The sequence below is a fragment of the Ruegeria sp. C10 genome, from assembly GCF_056537805.1.
On record NZ_JBQFSC010000001.1, the window covers coordinates 376,772 to 397,862 of the forward strand.

The 21,091-nt window shown below is 57.4% G+C and carries 17 protein-coding genes; 8 read left to right on the forward strand and 9 right to left on the reverse strand.

The features are described from left to right. Window positions 1-327 precede the first annotated feature (327 nt). The 8 genes from ACR0DE_RS01705 to ACR0DE_RS01740 are packed head-to-tail and all read right to left on the reverse strand — an operon-like array spanning window position 328 to window position 7,612. Window positions 328-1,170, reverse strand: a complete 843-nt coding sequence (locus ACR0DE_RS01705) for a fumarylacetoacetate hydrolase family protein (protein WP_170423108.1) — start codon at window positions 1,168-1,170, stop codon at window positions 328-330. A gap of 17 nt (window positions 1,171-1,187) precedes the next feature. Beyond that, complete coding sequence (locus ACR0DE_RS01710) at window positions 1,188-1,943, reverse strand: SDR family oxidoreductase (protein WP_480751405.1); 756 nt, start codon at window positions 1,941-1,943, stop codon at window positions 1,188-1,190. 8 nt (window positions 1,944-1,951) lie between these two features. Further along, window positions 1,952-3,454 (reverse strand): aldehyde dehydrogenase (NADP(+)), encoded by a 1,503-nt coding sequence (locus ACR0DE_RS01715; RefSeq protein WP_480751407.1) that lies wholly within the window; start codon window positions 3,452-3,454, stop codon window positions 1,952-1,954. A gap of 12 nt (window positions 3,455-3,466) precedes the next feature. Continuing rightward, window positions 3,467-4,579 (reverse strand): fumarylacetoacetate hydrolase family protein, encoded by a 1,113-nt coding sequence (locus ACR0DE_RS01720; protein WP_480751409.1) that lies wholly within the window; start codon window positions 4,577-4,579, stop codon window positions 3,467-3,469. Between the two features lies 1 nt (window position 4,580). Then, window positions 4,581-5,411, reverse strand: a complete 831-nt coding sequence (locus ACR0DE_RS01725) for an amidohydrolase family protein (protein ID WP_480751411.1) — start codon at window positions 5,409-5,411, stop codon at window positions 4,581-4,583. After that, window positions 5,408-5,836: an RbsD/FucU domain-containing protein gene (locus tag ACR0DE_RS01730; protein ID WP_170394147.1), complete on the reverse strand. Its 429-nt coding sequence runs from the start codon at window positions 5,834-5,836 to the stop codon at window positions 5,408-5,410. Before ACR0DE_RS01730 ends, ACR0DE_RS01725 begins: the two co-directional genes overlap by 4 nt. Then, window positions 5,826-6,878 (reverse strand): aldo/keto reductase, encoded by a 1,053-nt coding sequence (locus tag ACR0DE_RS01735; RefSeq protein ID WP_480751413.1) that lies wholly within the window; start codon window positions 6,876-6,878, stop codon window positions 5,826-5,828. Before ACR0DE_RS01735 ends, ACR0DE_RS01730 begins: the two co-directional genes overlap by 11 nt. Beyond that, complete coding sequence (locus ACR0DE_RS01740) at window positions 6,875-7,612, reverse strand: GntR family transcriptional regulator (protein WP_170561785.1); 738 nt, start codon at window positions 7,610-7,612, stop codon at window positions 6,875-6,877. The genes ACR0DE_RS01735 and ACR0DE_RS01740 overlap by 4 nt, the downstream gene beginning before the upstream one ends. An 84-nt stretch (window positions 7,613-7,696) precedes the next feature. Here ACR0DE_RS01740 and ACR0DE_RS01745 point away from each other — a divergent pair, with 84 nt between their 5' ends. The 6 genes from ACR0DE_RS01745 to ACR0DE_RS01770 all read left to right on the forward strand — a co-directional run bounded on the left by ACR0DE_RS01745 (window position 7,697) and on the right by ACR0DE_RS01770 (window position 17,370). Continuing rightward, window positions 7,697-9,250 (forward strand): UxaA family hydrolase, encoded by a 1,554-nt coding sequence (locus tag ACR0DE_RS01745; protein WP_480751416.1) that lies wholly within the window; start codon window positions 7,697-7,699, stop codon window positions 9,248-9,250. Window positions 9,251-9,279: 29 nt separating this feature from the next. Next, complete coding sequence (locus tag ACR0DE_RS01750; RefSeq protein ID WP_480751418.1) at window positions 9,280-10,818, forward strand: sugar ABC transporter ATP-binding protein; 1,539 nt, start codon at window positions 9,280-9,282, stop codon at window positions 10,816-10,818. After that, the gene (locus ACR0DE_RS01755; protein WP_170394139.1) at window positions 10,815-11,822 is read left to right on the forward strand and encodes an ABC transporter permease; all 1,008 of its coding nucleotides are present in this window, start codon (window positions 10,815-10,817) and stop codon (window positions 11,820-11,822) included. The genes ACR0DE_RS01750 and ACR0DE_RS01755 overlap by 4 nt, the downstream gene beginning before the upstream one ends. A gap of 47 nt (window positions 11,823-11,869) precedes the next feature. Beyond that, window positions 11,870-12,814, forward strand: a complete 945-nt coding sequence (locus ACR0DE_RS01760; protein ID WP_480751421.1) for a substrate-binding domain-containing protein — start codon at window positions 11,870-11,872, stop codon at window positions 12,812-12,814. Window positions 12,815-13,653: 839 nt separating this feature from the next. After that, window positions 13,654-14,904, forward strand: coding sequence for an aminotransferase class V-fold PLP-dependent enzyme (locus ACR0DE_RS01765; protein ID WP_480751423.1), 1,251 nt, complete (start codon window positions 13,654-13,656; stop codon window positions 14,902-14,904). 21 nt (window positions 14,905-14,925) lie between these two features. Next, window positions 14,926-17,370, forward strand: coding sequence for a GcvT family protein (locus ACR0DE_RS01770; protein ID WP_480751426.1), 2,445 nt, complete (start codon window positions 14,926-14,928; stop codon window positions 17,368-17,370). A gap of 16 nt (window positions 17,371-17,386) precedes the next feature. Here ACR0DE_RS01770 and ACR0DE_RS01775 read toward each other — a convergent pair whose 3' ends face one another. Further along, the gene (locus tag ACR0DE_RS01775) at window positions 17,387-18,274 is read right to left on the reverse strand and encodes a LysR substrate-binding domain-containing protein (protein ID WP_170423129.1); all 888 of its coding nucleotides are present in this window, start codon (window positions 18,272-18,274) and stop codon (window positions 17,387-17,389) included. Window positions 18,275-18,477: 203 nt separating this feature from the next. Between ACR0DE_RS01775 and ACR0DE_RS01780 the strand changes: the two genes are divergently transcribed. Together ACR0DE_RS01780 and ACR0DE_RS01785 are read left to right on the forward strand one after the other, a co-directional pair. Continuing rightward, window positions 18,478-19,833 carry an MmgE/PrpD family protein gene (locus ACR0DE_RS01780; RefSeq protein ID WP_170394129.1) on the forward strand — a complete coding sequence of 452 codons (1,356 nt, stop codon included), beginning with the start codon at window positions 18,478-18,480 and terminating at the stop codon, window positions 19,831-19,833. A 16-nt stretch (window positions 19,834-19,849) separates the two neighbouring features. Beyond that, a complete protein-coding gene (locus tag ACR0DE_RS01785) occupies window positions 19,850-21,091 on the forward strand; it encodes an FAD-dependent oxidoreductase (protein ID WP_480751428.1) in 1,242 nt (413 codons plus the stop codon).

Consider the following 21,091-nt stretch of genomic DNA (forward strand, 5'->3'; position numbering starts at 1 on the left):
TGTATCGGTCTGCCTACTTTAATGCGAAGGCGCCCCATCTAGCCGGCTTAGGGGCCTGCTGAATCGTGATTTAAGGACAGGCTTTGTTAAAGCTTGCTAAAAAAACAATGACTCTTCTCAGTATTGAAACGCCCTAAGCAACCAGAAAGATGTTCGGTAACCTGATCCGATACTACAAATACCGGATTAATCGCGCGAGAAGCGCCTATAAGAATATATACTGGCCTGATAGATAATCAGTATACGGGCGGCGTTATCTGAGACAAAACCTTCTCGCTTACTTTTGTTGCTTCAAGGCTACTTATGGCATTCGCCAACAGCGCGCTCTCATCCCTGGATGACGTTCTGACGTTGCGTGCCCAAACCCTGAATACCAAGCTCCATTTTGTCGCCGGGATTCAAGTAGGTCTGCGGGTTCTGTCCCATACCAACACCCGGGGGTGTGCCTGTAGAAATTACGTCACCGGGTTGCAAAGACATAAATTGCGACAGATGCGAGATGACCGTCGCTACGCCAAAATGCATCGTTTTGGTTGATCCGTCCTGATATCGGTGCCCGTTTACCTCAAGATACATCGGAAGGTTCTGCGGGTCGGGGACTTCGTCTCGTGTTACCAGCCAGGGGCCAATTGGGCCGAACGTGTCCGCAGACTTTCCTTTGACCCATTGGCCAGAGCGATGAAGCTGAAAGTCACGTTCTGACAAATCGTTCACTACGCAGTAGCCGGCGACGTGGTCTATGGCTTCCGCCTCAGAGACATATTTGGCCTCTTTGCCGATAACGACGCCCAGCTCAACTTCCCAATCGGTTTTGACCGATCCGCGCGGGATTTCTACGGTATCGTCGGGGCCGGCGATGGCCGAGGTGGCTTTGAAGAAGATTACGGGCTCAGCAGGCAATTCCATGCCGCTTTCTGCTGCGTGATCGGCATAATTCAGGCCAATGCATATGAACTTTCCAACATTGCCAACGCAAGGACCGATGCGCGGGTTGCTGTCTACCAATGGCAGGCTGGCCAAATCTAGTGCGCGGAGCTTTTCAAGAACGACATCGCCAAGAGTATCGCCCGAAATATCATCCACCACACCGGAAAGGTCGCGAACCGAACCGTCTGAGGCCAAAATGCCGGGTTTCTCAGCGCCCTTCGGGCCATAGCGTAGTAGTTTCATTGTCAGGTCCTTCCTGCTCAGATCGTCCAGCCGCCATCTATGGCAAAGGGCTGGCCCGAAGTGTATTTGCTGGCATCACTGGCCAAATACAGAGCCAGTTCAGCGATCTCCTCCGCTGTGCCAATACGGCCCATCGGTTGACGGGCGATGAAATCAGTCATTGCCTGCTCATAATCCCCGGTGGTGCGAAGCCGGTCATGCAGGCTGGGGCTGTCCACCGTACCTGGACAAATCGCGTTGCACCGAATGCCCTGGGTCACAAAATCGGTTGCCACAGACTTGGTCAGGCCAATCACCGCTGCTTTTGACGCGCAATACGCAAATCGGTTGGGCACGCCTTTCATGGACGATGCGACCGACGACATATTGATGATCGATCCTCCGCCTGCTTTCAGCATTCCGGGTAGAGTCAGTTGGATCAGTCTGAACATGGCCTTTACGTTGAGGTCAAAGCTGAAATCCCAATCCCTTTCAGTGCATTCAAGAATTGATCCCCCCGCTACATAACCTGCGCAGTTAAACAGAATGTCCAGTTGCGGCAGATTGACCGATGCATCTGTAACGGCCTTATCGTCCATTACGTCCAGTTGCAGCGGTTCGATACCCGGAATACCGCCCAATTCGGCAAGCGCAGCATCGTTGATGTCGCTGGCTATCACCCGTGCGCCTTCGGCAGCGAATAATTCGGCGGTTGCACGGCCAATGCCTTGGCCAGCTGCTGTGATGAGAGCGGTCTTATCTGCAAGCCGGTTGGATGGGTTGATTGTCGACATGAACAACCTCACAATTTCTCGGGTAGAAGCTCGGATGGGATGTCCTGATAACAAACCGGCCGCAGGAAACGGCGTATCGACAATGTTCCCACGGATGTTGCGCCAAAGTTGGTTGAGGCGGGGTAGGGGCCTCCGTGAACCATGCTGTCGCAAACTTCGACCCCGGTCGGAAAGCTGTTGGCCAACAATCGCCCAGCCTTTCGTTCAAGCAGCGGTAGCAGTGCCTGAGCGTCCGCTTTGTCACCTGCGTCCAGATGTAGTGTGCAGGTCAACTGCCCTTCGATGGCCCGCGCGATCTGTTGCATCTGAGAGCTGTCGTTCACGCGTACGATGATGCCCAATGGTCCGAAGACTTCTTCTTGCAGCTTCCGATTGGCGAGCCAGTCATCACCTGAAACAGTGAACAGGTATGGGGCCGCATCGCGTGACTTGCAGCTTGTGCCGATAATCTTCGATACACCGGTACCAGCAGCTACACGCGAAACTCCGTTTCGGTATGCCTCCGCAATTCCATCGGTCAGCATTGTCTGCTCGGCCACCGAAGACAGGCCAGCCTCTGCCGCTGCTTGAAACGCGTCAGCATCAGGACCGTCGATGATCACGGCGATACCGGGGTTGGTGCAGAACTGTCCAGCGCCCATGGTTAGGGACGCGGCCCAGCCATTGCCGATTTCAGCACCGCGCGCGGCCGCCGCTTGCGGCAGTATGAACATCGGATTGACTGAACCCAGTTCGCCAAAAAACGGAATGGGTTCATCGCGTTGCGCGCATAAATCGAACAGCGCCCGTCCACCTCCGAAGCTGCCCGTAAAGCCAACCGCCCGGATCAAGGGATGTTGCACCAATCGCGTGCCCACATCCCGTTTGCCACCCTGTACCAATGAAAACACTCCGGGATGAACTCCGGTCGCCTTGATGGCGGCGTCGATGGCCTGCGCCACGATCTCGCCCGTGCCGGGATGGGCCGAATGGCCTTTAACGACAACCGGACATCCTGCGGCCAGTGCCGCGGCGGTATCGCCCCCAGCAACCGAGAAGGCCAATGGGAAGTTCGACGCGCTGAACACCGCAACAGGACCCAGCGGGCGCTGGATCATGCGCAAGTCGGGGCGGGGCAGGGGTGTACGATCCGGCATGGCCGGGTCATGGCGCATGTCCAGATAATTACCCGCTTCGATGTGATCGGCGAAGAGGCGCAGCTGGCCGACGGTACGGCCACGTTCCCCCTGCAGGCGCGCCTCGGGCAAGCCGGTTTCCTGAGCGCTGATTTCGGTGATGGCATCCCCGCGGGCATCAATCTCATCTGCGATCATGCGCAACAGCGCGGCACGTTCGGTACGAGAGGACCACCCGAAAGTGGCAAATGCCGACTCTGCTGCCTCCACCGCGTTATCAATCATCGCCGCTGTCCCCACAGAAAAGTCATGGCTTGGTCCATGCGCTGGTTCTGACGCAAAAGTGGTGTCTGCGCCGATCCATTCGCCAGCTATCAGGTGTTTTCCGGTCAACATATTCGTTCTCTCTTACAGCAGGCCGCGATGGGCGAGGTTTCGCATCAGGTGTGATGCCCCAAAGGTCCATTCGGGGCATTCCGTCGACAGGCGCACGGTGTTTGTCAGCGCTCCAAGGCGTGTATTGGAGATAGTGACGACATCGCCAATTTTGTGAGTGAACCCACCGCCAGGTGTGTCACGGTCTTGGGTCGGGGCGAACAGGGTGCCAAGGAAAAGCATCAGCCCATCAGGATATTGGTGATGGCGCCCGATAGTCTGCTTCACAAGGTCTGCAGGATCGCGACTGATCTGGGACATAGATGAGCTTCCGTTCAGCACAAATCCATCCGATCCGGTCACGGTCAGCGCAAGTTCAGCCTGGCGTACATCGTCCAGTGTGAACCCATCATCGAACAACCGGATCATCGGTCCGATCGCGCAAGAGGCATTGTTGTCCTTTGCTTTGCTCAGCAATAAAGCCGAACGACCTTCAACGTCACGCAGGTTGACGTCGTTCCCCAGCGTAGCGCCCTTAATCTCGCCCTTAGAAGTAACGGCCAGAACGACCTCGGGCTCGGGGTTGTTCCAGGTCGAAATCGGGTGAAGACCGATTTCTGAACCGAACCCGACCGAAGACAAAACTTGTGCTTTGGAGAACACCTCGGCATCGGGGCCGATCCCGACTTCCAGATACTGGCTCCAGAGGCCTTCAGCGATCAGTGCTTCTTTGACCTCTGCGGCCGCGTCCGATCCAGGTAGGATGTTCGAGAGGCTGTCTCCGATCCGGTCTCCGATGCGCGCCCGGATCGCGTCGGCTTTGGCAGGATCACCGGCGGCTTGTTCCTCGATTACGCGTTCGACCATGGACCCGGCAAATGTGACACCACAGGCCTTGACCGCCTGCAGGTCACACGGGGCCAGCCATTGGTGGTCGGCGTCCAAAGGGCCGATATCTTCACCTTGAGCGTTGCGCACATGATCTGCTTCATCGTCGCGTTCCAGAATGTCCCTGACAGTTGGTGCCGTTTTTGACGTGATATCGATAATCCGCCCATTGCGCAGGGTCACCACGCTGGGGCCGATTCCACCGCGCTCAATACGGCCGAGCCACAGCCCGTTCGAATCCAATGTACCTATGGTCATTTTAATTCCTGAGGTTGTAGGCGCGGGCGGCGTTGCCACCCATTATTGCCTGTCGTTCTGCGCTGCTCAGATGTTTCAGCAACATGTCGGTGGTTTCACACCAGCGCTCATAGCTACTGGCCAAGGTGCAAACTGGCCAATCGCTACCCCAGATCAGACGCGATGGACCGAAGGTGTTCAGCAGGTGATCCACGTACGGGCGCAGATCGTCGATCGTCCAGTCTTTAGCAGCCTCAGTCACAAGGCCTGAAAGCTTGCACCATGCAGTTGTATCTCGGGCCAATGCGGTCATGTTGTCGGACCAGTCACCCAAGATTGCGTCTTTGATCAGCGGTTTCGAGCCATGGTCGACGACTACACGCATTTTCGGATGGCGTTCCAGAAGTTGTCTGAGCGGGCCCAGATGTTGGGGCAAGGTCAATGCATCGAATGTCAGGTCATGCCGTTGGACAGCCTCGAAAGCTGGAGGCAGCGTGTCGCCGAGCATCCACAGAGGGTCAGCGATGTCCTGTATCATCGGACGAAGACCGATCAGTGCCGGATGGGCGTCTAACGCAGAAATCTGTGAGCCAACATCATCGGCTTCAAAATCAACCCAGCCGACAACACCTTTGATAAACGCATTCTGGTCGGCCAGCGAGAGCATGTATTCCGTCTCAGCCACAGTGGGCGCCGCCTGGACAAGGACTGTGCCATCGATCCCGGCAGCCTTAAGCAGGGGCATTAGATCGCCCGGCGTGAAATCCCGGTAGATCGTGTCCAGATCGGGCGTCAGCCAGCCATAGTCGCAGCGCGCCAAAGCCCAGAAATGCTGATGCGCGTCGATCCTCATGCGATCACACCCTTTTTCAGGATGATGTTGCCATAAAGCCTGCGTTCGCCCGTTTGAACGATGGCAAACGCGTTGGCCGCACGCTCGTAGAATGCAAACCGTTCCAAGCCCTGAACTTTGGCCGGGTTGTCGGCGGTCGTGTCGATGATGCGTTGAAAGTCCGCGACTGCGTCGGGAACCGCCTCTGCGTCGCCGACAACCTGCATGGTCAACGCCGGATCAGGAACGAACGTATCCAAAGGCATCACAGAAAGTACGGCCTTCAACATTTCACTGGCTGTAGACCCATCGGCCCTGATGCAGTCTGGTCCCATGCTGGTGCCCGGAAAATTCGCATCTGCGATAACAATCTCATCCCCGTGGCCCATGGCCCTGAGGGTGAAAAGCAACTCCGGCGACAGGATCGGATCGATGTTACGCAGCATCTGCAGTCTCGCTTGGCAGAGGCGCATCCGGTCGGATCAGACCTTCGGATCGTAGGTCCGCCCACAGGCCCGGGGGAATGTCACGCTCCATCAATGCCACATTGGATTGGACTTCGGATGCGTTTACGGCTCCGGGAACTACTGTTTTGACGCAAGGATGACCCAGAACAAATTGCAGTGCTGCAGCAATCAACGGAGTGTCGTGCGCCGCGCAAACGGCTTCGATTTTGCGAACCCGGTCCAGAATGTCTTCGGGCGCGTCAGCATAATTGTACTTGGCGCCGGGCACTGCTCCGGTCGCGAGAATGCCTGAATTGTAAGGTCCTCCGAGGATGATCCCGACATCGCGCTGCTCGCAGAGTGGCAGGAAACTGTCGAGGGCCTCTTGTTCAAGCAATGTATAGCGCCCAGCCAAAAGGAACCCGTCGAAGTCGCCCAGCCCAAGAAGTTTCTCGCAAACCTGCCATTCGTTTACACCTGCGCCGATTGCTGCGATTTCACCCGCATCGCGCAGCTCGGTCAAAGCCTTGTAACCTCCGCCATCAAAAAGTTCGCGCACCTTGGCGTCCGACATTTCCTGACTGCCCTGGCTGAAGACACAGACATCATGGACCAGAAGAATGTCAGAATTGGCAACGCCGATCCTGTCGCGGCTGGCCTCGTAAGACCGCATGACCCCGTCATAGGTATAGTCGAACACAATCCGTTTCTGCGGCACATCGACAAAGGCTTCGGGTGTCACTTCATGCGGTTTGCAATCCAGTAATAAACGCCCGATTTTGGTCGAAAGCTGAATGTTCTTGCGACCGAACCGGTCGATCGCCTGCCCAAACCGATGCTCTGACCGGCCAAGCCCGTATTGCGGCGCGGTGTCGAAAAAACGGATGCCTGCGTCATAGGCGGCTTGCAATGCAGCCTGCGCGTCCTCGTCCGAGACTTTGCGGTACAGGTTCCCCAATGGCGCTCCGCCGAACCCCATGCGGGTCAGGGGAACGGGCCGCGTGGTCCGGTTGTTCAGTAATTCTGTTTGGGAAACGGTCATCCTGCCTCGCTATTCAGCTGTGGGGTGAGGTTGAACAGATGCGGCTTCAGTTGCTCCAACTGCTCAATGCGCGGCATCAACTGCCCGAGGTGGGCGCGCATAGCGACCTGCGCGGCCTGTTCGTCGCGATTGCTGATTGCCTCGAAAATGGCCCTGTGTTCTGCCAGTGTTTCAGCGATCCGGCCAGGGGTGGGCAGCAATAGCATGCGTGCGCGACTGACCTGTAAGGAAACGGTTTGGGCAACGTCGGCGAGGCGACGGAAGCCTGTAAATTCCATCAGAAGACTGTGGAACTCTTCATCAGCCTGATAAAAGCCTGGGATATCATCATCCATAATCAACAGTTCCTGCAGACGCATGTTGCGGCTTAACCTTTTACGCTGATCGTCGGTTATGTCGCGCGCGACTTTGGCGACAGTTGCAAGTTCAAGCGCTTCACGCAGGAATACGCCTTCGCGGATCTCGTCCATCGAAAAGTAGGATACGCGAGTGCCTGACTGCGGTACCACATCCACCAGCCCTTCCGAGGCCAAACGCGCGATCGCATCGGCCACAGGTGCGCGCGACACTCCCAATCTCTCACACACAGGTGCCTTCCTAAGGTTCGCTCCGGGTGGGAAATCCAGTGAGAGAATCGCCTGCTTCAATGAGTGGTGAACCCGCTGAGCGAGCGGTCCTTCGATCGTTGTGATCTCGGGCAAAAGTTCGGCATCAATATCTTGGTGTTTGTTCATACTGCATAAGTTAGCATTCTAACATGTTAGTTGACAAGTAGAGATATTGGATTTAGCAACATTGACCAAGCAAGTGGAGAAGAGATGCGAGCGAACGGCAGCATAAACGTTTTGGAAGAGGCGGCTCGCGATGTCGTGAAGCTAAATCCGCAGGACAACATCGTTATTGCTTTGCGTGACTTGCAAGCGGGTGAGCAGCCGGCACATGTTCCCGTGCAATTGGCTGCGCCCGTTACCCGCGGTCACAAGCTTGCCGTGTCATCAATCCAAACTGGCGAGAATATTGTCCGCTACGGTCAGATCATCGGGCAGGCCAGATGCGATATAGCGCCTGGCGAACATATCCATGTGCACAACCTTGGCATGGGGGCGCATCAGCAGGATTATGCGCATGCCAGCGCCAACACCCCGCTGCCTGTTTTGACTGAAAAGCGTACATTCGACGGATACCATCGATCTGACGGTAAAGTGGGAACCCGAAACTACATCGGGATTCTAACCACCGTGAACTGCTCGGGTTCAGTAGCGCGTTTTATCGCCGACGCAGCGGAAAAGACCGGGTTGTTGGAAAGCTATCCCAATGTTGACGGTGTGGTCCCGATTGTGCACGGGACCGGATGTGGAATGTCCAGCAAGGATGAGGGCTATGCTACCCTGTTTCGGACGTTGGCCGGCTATGCACAGCATCCGAATTTCGGGGGTATTCTGCTGATCGGTCTGGGCTGCGAAGTCATGCAGGTGGCAGATCTTGTCGGCGGTCGACCAATCCGCGCTGACGGTGCGCTGCGTTACATGACCATTCAGAACGAGGGCGGAACACGCCGCACTATCGAACGGGGGCTGGCGGAGTTGCGCGGCATCGCCCATCTGGCCAATCAAGCCGAACGCGCTCCGGCTCCGATCAGTGCCATCACGGTCGGTATGCAATGCGGCGGCTCGGACGGGTATTCTGGGATAACCGCGAACCCGGCGCTGGGGTATGCGTCGGATTTACTTGTGCGCCATGGAGGAACAACGATCCTGTCGGAAACCTCGGAAATCTACGGTGCCGAACACCTGCTGACCCGGCGGGCCGAGACTGTTGAGGTGGGTGAAAAACTGATCGAACGCATCCACTGGTGGGAGGACTACACGGCCCGAAACGGCGGTGAGATGGACAACAACCCAAGCCCAGGCAACAAGCGCGGGGGGCTCACAACCATTCTTGAGAAATCGCTTGGTGCCGTAGCTAAGGGAGGCACCGCGCCACTGCGAGACGTCTACAAATTCGGTGAGATGATCGACAAGAGCGGGTTTGTCTTCATGGATAGCCCCGGGTTTGATCCGTGTTCGGTCACCGGACAAGTCGCTTCGGGTGCGAACCTGATTGTGTTTACCACCGGGCGTGGTTCGGTGTCTGGATATCAGCCAACGCCCTGCATCAAGCTGGCCACCAATTCCGAAATGTATGCCCGCATGGCCGAGGATATGGATCTGAACTGCGGTGACATCGTGACAGACGGGGTCAGCATCGAGAGCAAGGGCGAAGAACTGTTCGAAATACTGATCCGTGTCGCCTCAGGCAAGAAAACCAAAAGCGAGGAACTTGGATTTGGGGGCGTTGAATTCGTCCCCTGGCAAATTGGTGCGGTGATGTAAACCGCGTTGGCCCAAGGGGAGAGGGGCAAATGGGAGGCAACAAAAATAGACTGGTCGAAATGACGGGGATTGATAAGTTTTTCCCCGGCGTGCACGCGCTGAAATCCGTGCAATTCGATCTTGAACCGGGTGAAGTTCACGCGCTGATGGGCGAGAACGGTGCCGGCAAAAGTACGTTGATGAAAATCCTGTCGGGTATTTATCAACGTGACGGTGGGACCTTGAAGATCGAAGGGTGCGAAGTCAGTCCGACAACCCCGCGCGAGGCGCAGGATCTAGGTATTGGGATCATCCATCAGGAACTGAGCCTGATGAACGACCTGACTGTAGCCCAGAACATTTTTATCGGACGCGAACCGCGTAAGAGCTTTGGCCGTTTGGACGAGGCGGCGCTGAATGCGCAGACTGCCGAAATCTTTGCTTCGATGAACCTCAGCCTTGATCCCAAGGCGTTGGTTGGCAGCCTGACCATCGCAAAACAGCAAATGGTCGAGATCGCCAAGGCACTGTCCTTTCGGTCCAAGGTGCTCATCATGGACGAGCCAACAGCGGCCCTGAATGACGCCGAGATTGCCGAGCTGTTCGTGATCATCCGCCGCCTCAAGGCTGAAGGTGTAGGCATCGTTTACATTAGCCACAAGATGGACGAGCTGAAGCAGATCTCGGATCGCGTGACGGTTATGCGCGATGGGGAATATGTCGGAACAGTTGGGGCTGCTGAAACCCCGATCAGCCAGATCATCGCGATGATGGTGGGCCGAGAGGTCAAGGAAGAACCGCTGGACGTGCCCGATCTGGGTGATGCGGAGATGTCTTTGCAAGTCACCGGGCTGTGCCGGAGCAACGAAATTCAGGACGTCAGTTTCTCGGTCCAAAAGGGTGAAATTCTGGGCTTTGCCGGTCTGATGGGCGCAGGTCGTACAGAGGTTGCACGGGCTATCTTCGGGGCCGATCCCAAGGATTGCGGCGAAATCCGGGTACATGGTCAGGTGGTGTCGATCAAATCACCCACCGACGCCGTCAAAGCGGGGATTGGATACCTGTCCGAGGACCGAAAGCATTTCGGTCTCGCCACTGGTATGAATGTACGCGACAACATCGCGCTTGCCTCGATGGACCTGTTCACCGGCGCAGGCGGGGTTCTGCACGATGGTGAAATCAGCGACACCGCCAAAAGCTACATCCAGCAATTGGGCATTAGAACGCCATCGGATGTGCAAGAGGTTCGTCTGCTGTCAGGCGGCAATCAGCAGAAGGTTGTCATCGCCAAATGGCTGCTGCGCGACTGCGATATTCTGATCTTTGACGAACCGACCCGCGGTATCGACGTCGGCGCGAAATCCGAGATTTACAAGTTGCTGGAAGAACTGGCAGGGCAGGGCAAGACGATCATCGTGATCTCATCCGAACTTCCCGAGATCATGCGTCTTAGCCATCGCATCGCCGTGATGTGCGAAGGACGACTGACCGGCATTCTGCCCGGCGGAAAAGACACCACTCAAGAAGACATCATGCATCTGGCCACGCAACGTGCGGCGGCGATGCAGGTAACAGGGACAGTCCAATGACCACAGCAACCGACATCGAAAAGAAAAAGCCACTATCGGGCCTCGCGGACAGCGGCGCCTATCAAAAGCTGTTGGCCTTTGCCAGTTTGATCGTTCTGCTAATCGGTTTTTCCATTGCTTCACCCAACTTCATGCAGACGTCGAACATGATCGCCATTCTGCAGGCGACATCGGTGAATGGCGTTCTGGCTGTTGCTGCGACGCTGGTCATTATCACCGGTGGGATCGACCTTTCAGTCGGAACACTGATGACTTTCTGCGCTGTGATCGCCGGGGTGGTCCTGACATATCTCGGCATGCCCTTGCTGTTGGGAGTGGCCGCAGCCATTGCGGCGGGCGCATTTTGCGGACTTTGCTCGGGCACTTTCGTAGCGAAAATGAAAATTCCGCCCTTCATCGCCACGCTTGGGATGATGCTGATCCTCAAAGGCCTGTCGCTGGTGATCTCTGGGACACGGCCAATCTACTTCAATGACACGCCGGGCTTTGACCAGATCTCGCGCGGGTCGCTGATCGGAGAGGTCTTCCCATCGCTACCCATCCCCAACGGTGTGCTTATCCTGTTCCTGGTGGCCATCGCGGCTTCGTACATTCTGGGGCGCACAGTTCTGGGTCGTTACACCTTTGCGCTTGGCTCTAACGAGGAAGCGGTGCGTCTGTCAGGCGTGAACACCGACATGTGGAAGATGCGCATTTATGCGCTGGCCGGAGCGATCTGCGGCATCGCCGGTATCCTGATCGCCTCGCGCCTGAACTCGGCGCAACCGGCATTGGGTTTGGGATACGAATTGGAGGCGATCGCAGCCGTAGTGATCGGTGGCACGTCTTTGTCCGGTGGGCGCGGCACGATCCTGGGCACGTTGATCGGCGCCCTGATCATGGCTGTACTGACCAACGGATTGCGCGTGCTGTCAGTCGCGCAGGAATGGCAGACCGTTGTCACCGGCGCGATCATCATTCTGGCCGTCTATGCCGACATGGCGCGGCGCAAGAAATCGGGATGACCAAGCAACTAAATCAAAGACCAAAACGACCAACTGGAGGAGAAAACATGTTAACACGTCGTTTCATTCTGGGTGCGCTCAGCGCAGCCACCCTGGCAGGTCCCGCCTCGATGGCGGTAGCCGAAGAGATTTACATTCCACTGGTATCCAAAGGGTTCCAACATCAGTTCTGGCAAGCGGTGAAGTCCGGCGCCGAACAGGCAGCATACGAGTTTGATGTCACCATCACGTTCGAAGGTCCGGATAACGAAACAATGGTGGACCGCCAAATCGACATGCTGGCTGCCGCTTTGGCCAACAACCCCAAAGCCATTGGGTTTGCCGCTCTGGACAGTCAGGCCGCAATTCCGCTTTTGAAGCAGGCCAATGAAAAGGGCATTCCGATCATCGCCTTCGACAGCGGCGTTGACAGTGACATCCCGCTTTCGACTGCGACAACAGACAATCTGGCGGCGGCTGGGCTTGCAGCCGACAAGATGGCCGAAAAAATCGGCGGCAAGGGTAAAGTTGCGGTTGTCGCGCATGACCAGACCAGCCGAACCGGCATCGACCGCCGCGACGGTTTCGTCAATCGCATGGCCGAGAAGTACCCGGATATCGAAGTCGTCACAGTTCAGTACGGTCAGGGCGACCACCTGAAGTCGACCGAGGTCACAAAGGCGATCCTGACAGCAAACCCCGATCTGAATGGCATCTTCGGCACCAACGAGGGCTCGGCCATCGGCGTTGTGAATGGCGTTCAGGAGCTGGGTACCGAGGGTTTGGTGATCATCGGTTATGACAGTGGCAAGGCCCAGAAAGACGCAATCAAGAGCGGCCTGATGGCGGGTGCGATCACGCAAAACCCTGTGGGCATCGGCTATGAGACTGTGAAAGCAGCGGTTGCGGCTCTGAATGGGGAAGAGGTTCCAGGTCTGATCGACACAGGCTTCTACTACTACGATGCCTCGAATATTGACGACCCGAAGATCTCGGCCGTTCTGTACGACTAAAAGTACTTATTAACTCTGTTCGGCCTGCCTTTTTGGTGGGCCGGACAACCAATGTTCATCGTTCAGGTGGGTTATGTCAGGTTTTGCGGGGCAACGGCGTTTGGGTCGCAACACCGGTCTGTCGCTGCTCCGCGTATGTCCTTGGTGCGTCGATGATGGGTTTAAGCCTAATTAGCAGAAATTTTGGCAAATTGATTTAATACTCGAAGTCTGGACATAAGCTAACCTGTTGCAGGCGATTAACTTTTCAGCTTTCAATCAGCAAGCTCTATACACCAATATGTTACAAGCTATTGACCATCGACGAATGCGCCACCAGCGCGTGAGTGGTTCGCGGTATCGCCGCGTCGAAGGCAAGTTCGTGATCTCTTACAATGGCGATTAGTCAGGTCTGAAAGGCGTGACGAAATCCCAAACTGCTGTAAACAAATGCATGAATCGCTATCTATCTAAATACCCCAGCCGATATGGGAATATCTGGGATGCAGGATGCATGCCCGCTTCTACGATGTCTGGTTTGTGATGGCGGTACAGGCTGCGCCAATGAGGTTGGATCGTCACTCTCTCAACACCGTCCTGCAAAGCGATGTCTCTAGAACAACGCTCAGGTTACAAACCGTCGGCCTGACCAGCGGTTTCTCAACCAAGCGAAGGCATGCGTGAGGGTGTGATCGGGCCGACGAAATTGAAATTCGCGAACCATATTGTTCTTGTGGCTGAGCTCTCTTGGCTCGATGGTCTCAATTTCCACCCACAATGCCCCAAGTTTTTTTGTGAGTAGTTTTGCAAAAGGGCGCATATATCTTGCCAGAATGACATTTTCGCAGGAATGGTTCCCGATGACCAAGATCACTCCAGAATTGCTTGAACAAATCCGTGCCCGATTTGCGCAGGTTGACCACTGCCCGCAGCAGGGACCGCGTATTTTCTTTGAAAACGCGGGTGGGGCGCTGACGCTGAATTCGGTTGTGGGTACCTCGCAGGCTTATGCTGCGGTCCCTGACAATCAGGGCCGCGACAACCCGGGAAGTCACGAACTGGTGCGGGTAATCAACAAGGCCAAAGAAGATATGGCCGTGTTCATGAACGCCCCCGGTGGCCAGTTCTTTGTCGGCGAAAGCGGGACCGAGCTGCTGTTTCGTTTGATCATGAACGCCTGTCTGGGCACCGCCACCGGTCGGGTACTTGGCACAACGCTGGAACATCCCGCGACCCGAAGCGCTTGCGCGCGTTGGGCCGGGGTGGCCGGGCAAGATCATGTTCTGGTGGTCCATGACGACGCCACAGGCACCGTCACCGCAGATGCTTATGCGGCGCAGGTAACGCCGGACACAAAGGTTGCGACTATCGTGCACACCTCGCCGGTGACCGGTATGGGCGTGGATGTAGCGGCTGTGGCTGCCGAAATCCGCACCGTTGCGCCCAATTGCTTCATCATAATCGACGGTATCCAGCACGCCGCGCATGGCCGGATCGACCTGACCGCCTATGATGTCGATGGCTATGTGATCTCGCCCTACAAGGTGTTCTCGCGCCATGGTTACGGGGTGGCCTGGATTTCTGACCGGCTGACCAAGCTGCCACATAACAGCTTGATCGACGGCCCCGCCGACAATTGGGAAATGGGGACGCGTGATACCGGCTCTTACGCTACAATGTCTGACGTAGTCAGCTATTTCGAATGGCTGGGCGCACAGGTCAGCGACGCCACCGACCGGCGCGAAAAATTCGTCGCTGCCGGAGAGGCGATCCATGAGCAGGAAAAAGCGTTGACTGATGCGATGATCCGCGGAACCGGCAACCTGCCCGGGCTGGCCGAGATGGAGAAGGTGACCATTCTGGGCGGTGTCGATAACCCAGCACGCGAGGGGCTGGTGTCACTGCAGGTCGAGGGCGTGCCGTCGGTCGATGTGGTCAAGCAACTGAACGAACAAGGCATCCGTACGCATTTGCGCAAGGCCGATCACTACTCGGGCAACATCTTGACACCGCTTGGCATGGACAGCTGCGTGCGTGTTTCGATGTGCCACTACAACAGCGTCGCCGAAGTGGCCCAGTTTCTGGGTGCAATGAAAACCATCGCCGCCTGAGGCAATTGAGAGGGGAAGCACATGAAAACGCATGCGCAAGCGGTTGTAATCGGCGGCGGCCTAGCCGGCTGTTCAATTCTGTATCATCTCGCCAAGTTGGGTTGGACCGATGTGGTCCTGCTAGAGCGGGACGAACTGACCAGCGGCTCGACCTGGCACGCGGCGGCCAACATTCATGGGCTGCATGACAACAACAATATCACCCGCATCCAGCACTATACGATGAATCTATATAAAGAGCTGGAACAGGAAACCGGTCAGAGCTGCGGCGTGTTCCAGCCAGGTTCGCTCTATTTAGCGCAAACCGAAGAACGCGAGCATCAGCTGCGCCTACAGGAAGCCAAGGCTAAATTCTATGGTTTGAACTTCCACGAGGTCAGTCGCGAGCAGGCCAAGGAACTGCACCCGCTGGCGCAGTTCGACGATATCCGCTGCATCATGTATGAACCCGATGGCGGCAATGTGGATCCCTCGGGCGTGCCCCACGCCTATGCTTCCGGTGCCCGCGCCATGGGAGCAACCATAGAACGGTTCTGTCCGGTACTAGGTACGGATCAGCAACCCGACGGGTCTTGGATCGTGCGTACCGCAAAGGGCGATATTCACACGCAATGGGTGGTGAATGCCGCTGGTCTTTGGGGCCGCGAAGTTGCGGCGCTGGCGGGGCTGACTCTGCCGTTGCAACCGACCGAGCACCAGTACTTCGTGACTGAATCCATCGAAGAAGTTGCCAATCTGGGCCGTCGCCTTCCGTCAATTGCAGACCGGGATGGCGAGTACTATTTCCGTCAGGAAGGCAACGGATTGCTCATCGGGGCCTATGAGAAGGACATGAAGTTCTGGGCCGAGGACGGTACGCCGCTGGACTTTGCCCATGACCTGTTCCCCGACGATTTGGATCGGATCATGGAAAACGTGATCCGCGCTACCGAACGTGTGCCAGTTGCCGCCACCGCAGGGGTCAAACGGGTGATCAACGGGCCGATGATCTGGTCTCCGGACTCCAGCGCCTTGTGGGGTCCGGTGCCCGAACTGAAGAACTATTTCCTCTGCGGCGGACTGATCCCGGGTTTCTCGCAATCGGGTGGTCTGGGCCTGCTGGCGGCGCAGTGGATGATCGAGGGCGAGCCGCAATACGACATGTTTGCATGGGATCTGGCCCGCTTCGGCGACTGGGCCGACAAAAAATTCACCAAGGCACGGGTTGAGGACCAGTATACCCACCGTTTTGCCATCCACTTCCCGAACGAGGAGCGTAGTGCAGGTCGCCCCGCCCGAGTCCGCCCTGCCTTTGAAATGCAGAAAGACATGGGCTGTGTCTTTGGTCTGAACTGCGGCTGGGAGCATCCCCTATGGTTCGCCGATCAGCCCGGTGTACAGGAAACCAACGGCTTCACACGCCAGAACTGGTGGGAGCCGGTGGGACGTGAGGTACAGATGCTGCGGGAGAATGTGGGCGTCATCGACATATCGAATTTTGCGAACTACATCATCAAAGGACCCGGTGCGCAAGATTGGCTGGATCACTTGGTCGCCAACCGCGTACCGACCGTGATCGGGCGGTCTTGCCTGACGCCGCTGATCTCTGTCCGTGGCGGCGTGGCTGGAGATTTCACCATAACCAAGGTGGCCGATGACGAATACATGATGATCGGATCGGGCATGGCCGAGCGCTATCATCAACGCTTTTTCAACATGATCGACCTGCCAAAGGACACAACCTTCGAAGTCGCCACCGACCGCATAGCAGGGTTCAACGTCGCCGGTCCGAAAGCGCGTGACCTGCTGCAGCGGCTGACCAATGCAGACCTGTCGAACGAGGCGTTCCGCTTTATGCGCTCGGCCACAATCGAGGTTGCAGGTGTCACCTGTCTGGCCATCCGCGTCAGCTTTACCGGCGATCTAGGGTGGGAGTTGCACTGCGCCGAAGAAGATCAGACCCGCCTGTACGCTGCGCTGCTGGATGCGGCCAAGCTGCTGGATGGCGGCCCCGTTGGCGGCCGCGCGCTGGGGTCGTTGCGGATCGAAAAAGGTTATGGCTCATGGGGCCGTGAGTATTCGCAGGAATACTGGCCGCAAGAGGTCGGGCTGGCGGGCCTGATCAAGCTGGACAAGGATTTCCTGCACAAGGATGCGTATCTGTCGGTCAAGGACAACGCCGCGCGCGAAGTGCTGTCAATCTTCGAGGTCGAAGTCTCCGAGGATGCCGACGCTACCGGCGGTGAGCCGATTTTTACCCCGGATGGTACCCCGGTTGGCCGCGTGACATCCGGTGCATACGGCTATTCGGTCGGCAAATCGCTAGCGCTTGGCTATATAAACCCTGGGTTCGCGCAACCTGGTGATACGGTCGAAGTGTTCATCCTTGGCAAGCCCCATAAAGCGAAAATCCTGTCCGAGCCTCCTTTTGACCCGGATGGAAACCGCCTGCGTGATGTTAAACCGGCACTGGAAGGGGCTGCCTGAGAAGCCCCGTTGCAGGTCAGCGGTTCATGCTGGCGGCGGCGTTTAGCAGCCAGTCCTGAAACAGCCTGACCGACGGTGAAACGGGTTTTTCCTTGAGACGCACGAAATAGGCCCAGGGGCTGTCCAAATCGAATTCGAACGGTTCGATCAGCAGCCCCCGGTCCACATAAGACCCGGCCAAAGAGCGGGGCAGAGCGACGCAGCCCAACGACTTCGCCGCCATCTCCATTGCCAGATTTGAAGCGTTGGTCCGCAGCCCCTCCTTCTGGTTCAGGTCTGCCAGATCAAAATGGCGTGCGACCCGTTCCCAATAAGCTGGACGACCCAGAATATGGATCAGAGGTGCCTCTTGCAGTTGCGCCGGATCGGTCAGCTGCGCGCCATTGACTGTGAATTCGGGCGCGCACACGACCGCAAGCTTTTCGGCCCACAGCTGCCGCGCGCCCACCGTCACATCGTCAATATGATTGACCGTTATCGAAATGTCCGAGACGTTCGGCTCGACATCAATCCAGACGGTGCCGTGTACCGTCAGGTCGATATCCGGGTGCTGGTCGCTAAAGCCCCGGATTACGTCCGGTAGCCAATTCTCGGCCAGGCTGACCGGGCAAGACACGACGACTTTGCGGGTGTGTGACCGCTGGATGACCGATTGTGTGGCCACGTCAATCTCATGCAGAGCATGCCGCACTGAAGGCAGATACGCCTCGCCCACGTCGGTCAGCGACAATGACCGGGCATGGCGCACGAACAGAGGCCGCTGCAAAAACTCTTCGAGCGAACGCACATGGTTGCTGACGGCGGATTGGGTGCAGTTCAGCTCATCTGCCGCGCTGGTAAAGCTGAGGTACCGGGCGGCGGCCTCGAAGGAGCGCAGGAAGATCAGGTGGGGCAGGTTCATCATGGCGACATTTTCCTGGGCGGGCGGATGGGTGGTGCGCCGGGAATCCTGTTTCGCGGCGGGAATTGATCTGGTTCATATGCTACAATGGAGCGGAGCCAAAGCTACAAATTTTCCGGGGCCATTGCCCTCGTATTGTTTTCGTGCTGCGATGGGCAAACACACTTAGGTTTTGGCCGAACCCGAAACCTCATCTGTAGGGCATCGTGACCAACACATTTCAAACTATCGCAAAGTTTGCGCTAAATCGAAGGGTGCAGGATTTCCCCGACAGCGCGCTCGAAGCAGCGGCACTGATGCTGCTGGACACGATGGGGATCACCATCGGGTCCGGACCGATGCAGGCCGGTCAGATCGCGCGTGACAGCGCAGTGGCGCTTTACGGTGCGGGCGATCCGGGCCTCAGCGCACGGATGCTGTTCGATGGCCGCAAGGTTAGCGTTGCCGGCGCGGCTTATGCCGCTGCGACTCAGACCGATAATCTGGATGGCCATGACGGCTATAACCCCACCAAGGGCCATATCGGTGTTGCCGTTGTGCCGGTTCTGGCGGCTTTGGCGGAAACGGTCGCGGATTTTTCCGGCCCCGAGGCGTTGGCGACCGTAACTATTGGATACGAAATCGCCGGGCGCGCCGGGATTTCGTTGCATGACACAGTCAGCGACTACCACACTTCCGGCGCATGGAACGCGTTGGGAGTTGTGGCCGTTGCCGCCCGTCTGCGCGGGCTGAGCGCGGAACAGATGCGGCAGGCCATGGGCATCGCCGAATATCACGGGCCGCGCAGTCAAATGATGCGCGAGATTGCCAACCCCACCATGCTGCATGACGGCTCGGGCTGGGGCGCGCTGGTGGGTGTATCCTCGGCAGTGCTCGCCGAGAAGGGATTTACCGGCGCGCCGGCGATCACAATAGAGGCGGATGAGGTCGCGCATCACTGGCGGGATCTGGGCAGCTTCTGGCAGATGGAACATCAATATGTGAAGCCCTATCCGATCTGTCGTTGGGCCCATGCAGCGATCGACGCCACCAGGGCGCTGATGCGTGAATATGGCCTGTCTCATCAGGACATTGCCGCGATTCAGGTGAACACTTTCCACGAAAGTGCCTGCCTGTTTCAGGGTATGCCGGATGACACTTCGAAGGCGCAGTATTCGCTGCCCTTCGCTGTGGCGACGATGGTGGCGCACGGCCGTATCGGGGTCGAGCATATCACCGGCGCGGGCCTCTCCGATCCGCTGGTCGCGGCGATTGTCGACCGTATCTCGGTGGCCGAGACCGCGCGCCATTCCGACCGCTTTCCTCAAAGTCGCGTTGCTGATGTCGTCATGACCTTGACGGATGGGCGGGAACTGGCGTCGGGCGACGTCCACGCGCGCGGCGGGCCCGAGGCACCCATGGACCGTGACGAAGTGATTGCCAAGTTCATGGAGTTCGCCACTCCACCGCTGGGGGTCAGCCGTGCCGCCGCCATACGCGACGCGGTTCTGGGGTTGCAGTCGCCGGACGCCAAATTCTCGGATCTCGGCGCGCTGATTTATGACGCCGCTGACAACCGCTGAAATCAGGACAACAAAAATGCCGCTAAGGCTGCTGAAATACGGGCTATCCGCCGACTACCCTGTCACCGGAGACATTCCGGCCACGCCAGAGCTTAAATCCAGTTACGATGTGGTCATCGTAGGTGGTGGCGGCCACGGACTGGCCTGTGCCCACTACCTATCAAAGTATCACGGCATCACCAATGTGGCTGTGCTGGAAAAGGGTTATCTGGCGGGCGGCAACACCGCGCGGAACACCACTACCATCCGCTCGAACTACATCACCAAAGAGGGCATCGCGTTCTACAAGAAAGGTGTGCAGCTTTACGGGGAGATGAGCGAAGAGCTGGATTTCAACGTCATGTTCAGCCAGCGCGGTCAACTGACGCTGGCCCATACCGAGGCGACGCTACGCTCGTTCCATCTGCGGGCCGAGATGGGTAAACACGCGGGCACCCGGATCGAGGTCGTTGATGCGCAGACGGTCAAGGACCTGTCCCCGCATCTGAATATGGATGAGGGCGGGCCGCTGGAAATCATCGGCGGTTTGTGGCACGCCGATGGAGGCACTGCGCGGCATGATGCGGTGGCCTGGGGCTATGCAGCGCAAGCCAGTAGGCGCGGGGTGGAAATTCATCAACGTACCGAGGTTGAAGGGTTCGACACTGCCGGTGGCAAGATCACAAAGGTGCGCACCAATCGCGGTGATATCAGTGCCGGTCAGGTGATGATTGCTGTCGGGGGTATGAACTACGACATGGCGATGAAAGCCGGGGTAGAATTGCCGATCCGTTGCTATCCGTTGCAGGCGATGGTTACGCAGCCGCTGAAACCGTGGCTGCACACGCTGGTCAGCTCGGTCAGCCTGCACACCTATCTGGTGCAGTCTTCGCGAGGCGAGATCGTGATCGGCGGTGGCTCGGACCCTTATCAGCTGTATTCCACCCGCTCGACACTGGACATGAAAGAACATCTGGCCGAAGGCGCGGTACATTTGTTCCCGTTCCTGCACGGGGTGCGTCTGCTGCGACAATGGGCCGGGATTACCGACATGACGCCCGATTACTCACCCATCATGGGTGCCAGCCCATTGTCCAACCTATGGCTAGATTGCGGTTGGGGCACTTGGGGGTTCAAAGCCACTCCGGTGGCGGGCAAGTACATGGCGCAGTCCATCGCCAACCAGAAGGTCGCGCCGATACTCGAACCCTTCACAATGGAGCGTTTCGCCACCTTTGATCTGCTCAATGAAATGGGCGCAACTGCCGCGAGCCACTGA

Coding starts and splice junctions, on each gene's coding strand:
- ACR0DE_RS01705 (WP_170423108.1), bottom strand. CDS start 1,170: ATGAAACTACTACGCTATGGCCCGAAGGGCGCTGAGAAACCCGGCATT.
- ACR0DE_RS01710 (WP_480751405.1), bottom strand. CDS start 1,943: ATGTCGACAATCAACCCATCCAACCGGCTTGCAGATAAGACCGCTCTC.
- ACR0DE_RS01715 (WP_480751407.1), bottom strand. CDS start 3,454: ATGTTGACCGGAAAACACCTGATAGCTGGCGAATGGATCGGCGCAGAC.
- ACR0DE_RS01720 (WP_480751409.1), bottom strand. CDS start 4,579: ATGACCATAGGTACATTGGATTCGAACGGGCTGTGGCTCGGCCGTATT.
- ACR0DE_RS01725 (WP_480751411.1), bottom strand. CDS start 5,411: ATGAGGATCGACGCGCATCAGCATTTCTGGGCTTTGGCGCGCTGCGAC.
- ACR0DE_RS01730 (WP_170394147.1), bottom strand. CDS start 5,836: ATGCTGCGTAACATCGATCCGATCCTGTCGCCGGAGTTGCTTTTCACC.
- ACR0DE_RS01735 (WP_480751413.1), bottom strand. CDS start 6,878: ATGACCGTTTCCCAAACAGAATTACTGAACAACCGGACCACGCGGCCC.
- ACR0DE_RS01740 (WP_170561785.1), bottom strand. CDS start 7,612: ATGAACAAACACCAAGATATTGATGCCGAACTTTTGCCCGAGATCACA.
- ACR0DE_RS01745 (WP_480751416.1), top strand. CDS start 7,697: ATGCGAGCGAACGGCAGCATAAACGTTTTGGAAGAGGCGGCTCGCGAT.
- ACR0DE_RS01750 (WP_480751418.1), top strand. CDS start 9,280: ATGGGAGGCAACAAAAATAGACTGGTCGAAATGACGGGGATTGATAAG.
- ACR0DE_RS01755 (WP_170394139.1), top strand. CDS start 10,815: ATGACCACAGCAACCGACATCGAAAAGAAAAAGCCACTATCGGGCCTC.
- ACR0DE_RS01760 (WP_480751421.1), top strand. CDS start 11,870: ATGTTAACACGTCGTTTCATTCTGGGTGCGCTCAGCGCAGCCACCCTG.
- ACR0DE_RS01765 (WP_480751423.1), top strand. CDS start 13,654: ATGACCAAGATCACTCCAGAATTGCTTGAACAAATCCGTGCCCGATTT.
- ACR0DE_RS01770 (WP_480751426.1), top strand. CDS start 14,926: ATGAAAACGCATGCGCAAGCGGTTGTAATCGGCGGCGGCCTAGCCGGC.
- ACR0DE_RS01775 (WP_170423129.1), bottom strand. CDS start 18,274: ATGATGAACCTGCCCCACCTGATCTTCCTGCGCTCCTTCGAGGCCGCC.
- ACR0DE_RS01785 (WP_480751428.1), top strand. CDS start 19,850: ATGCCGCTAAGGCTGCTGAAATACGGGCTATCCGCCGACTACCCTGTC.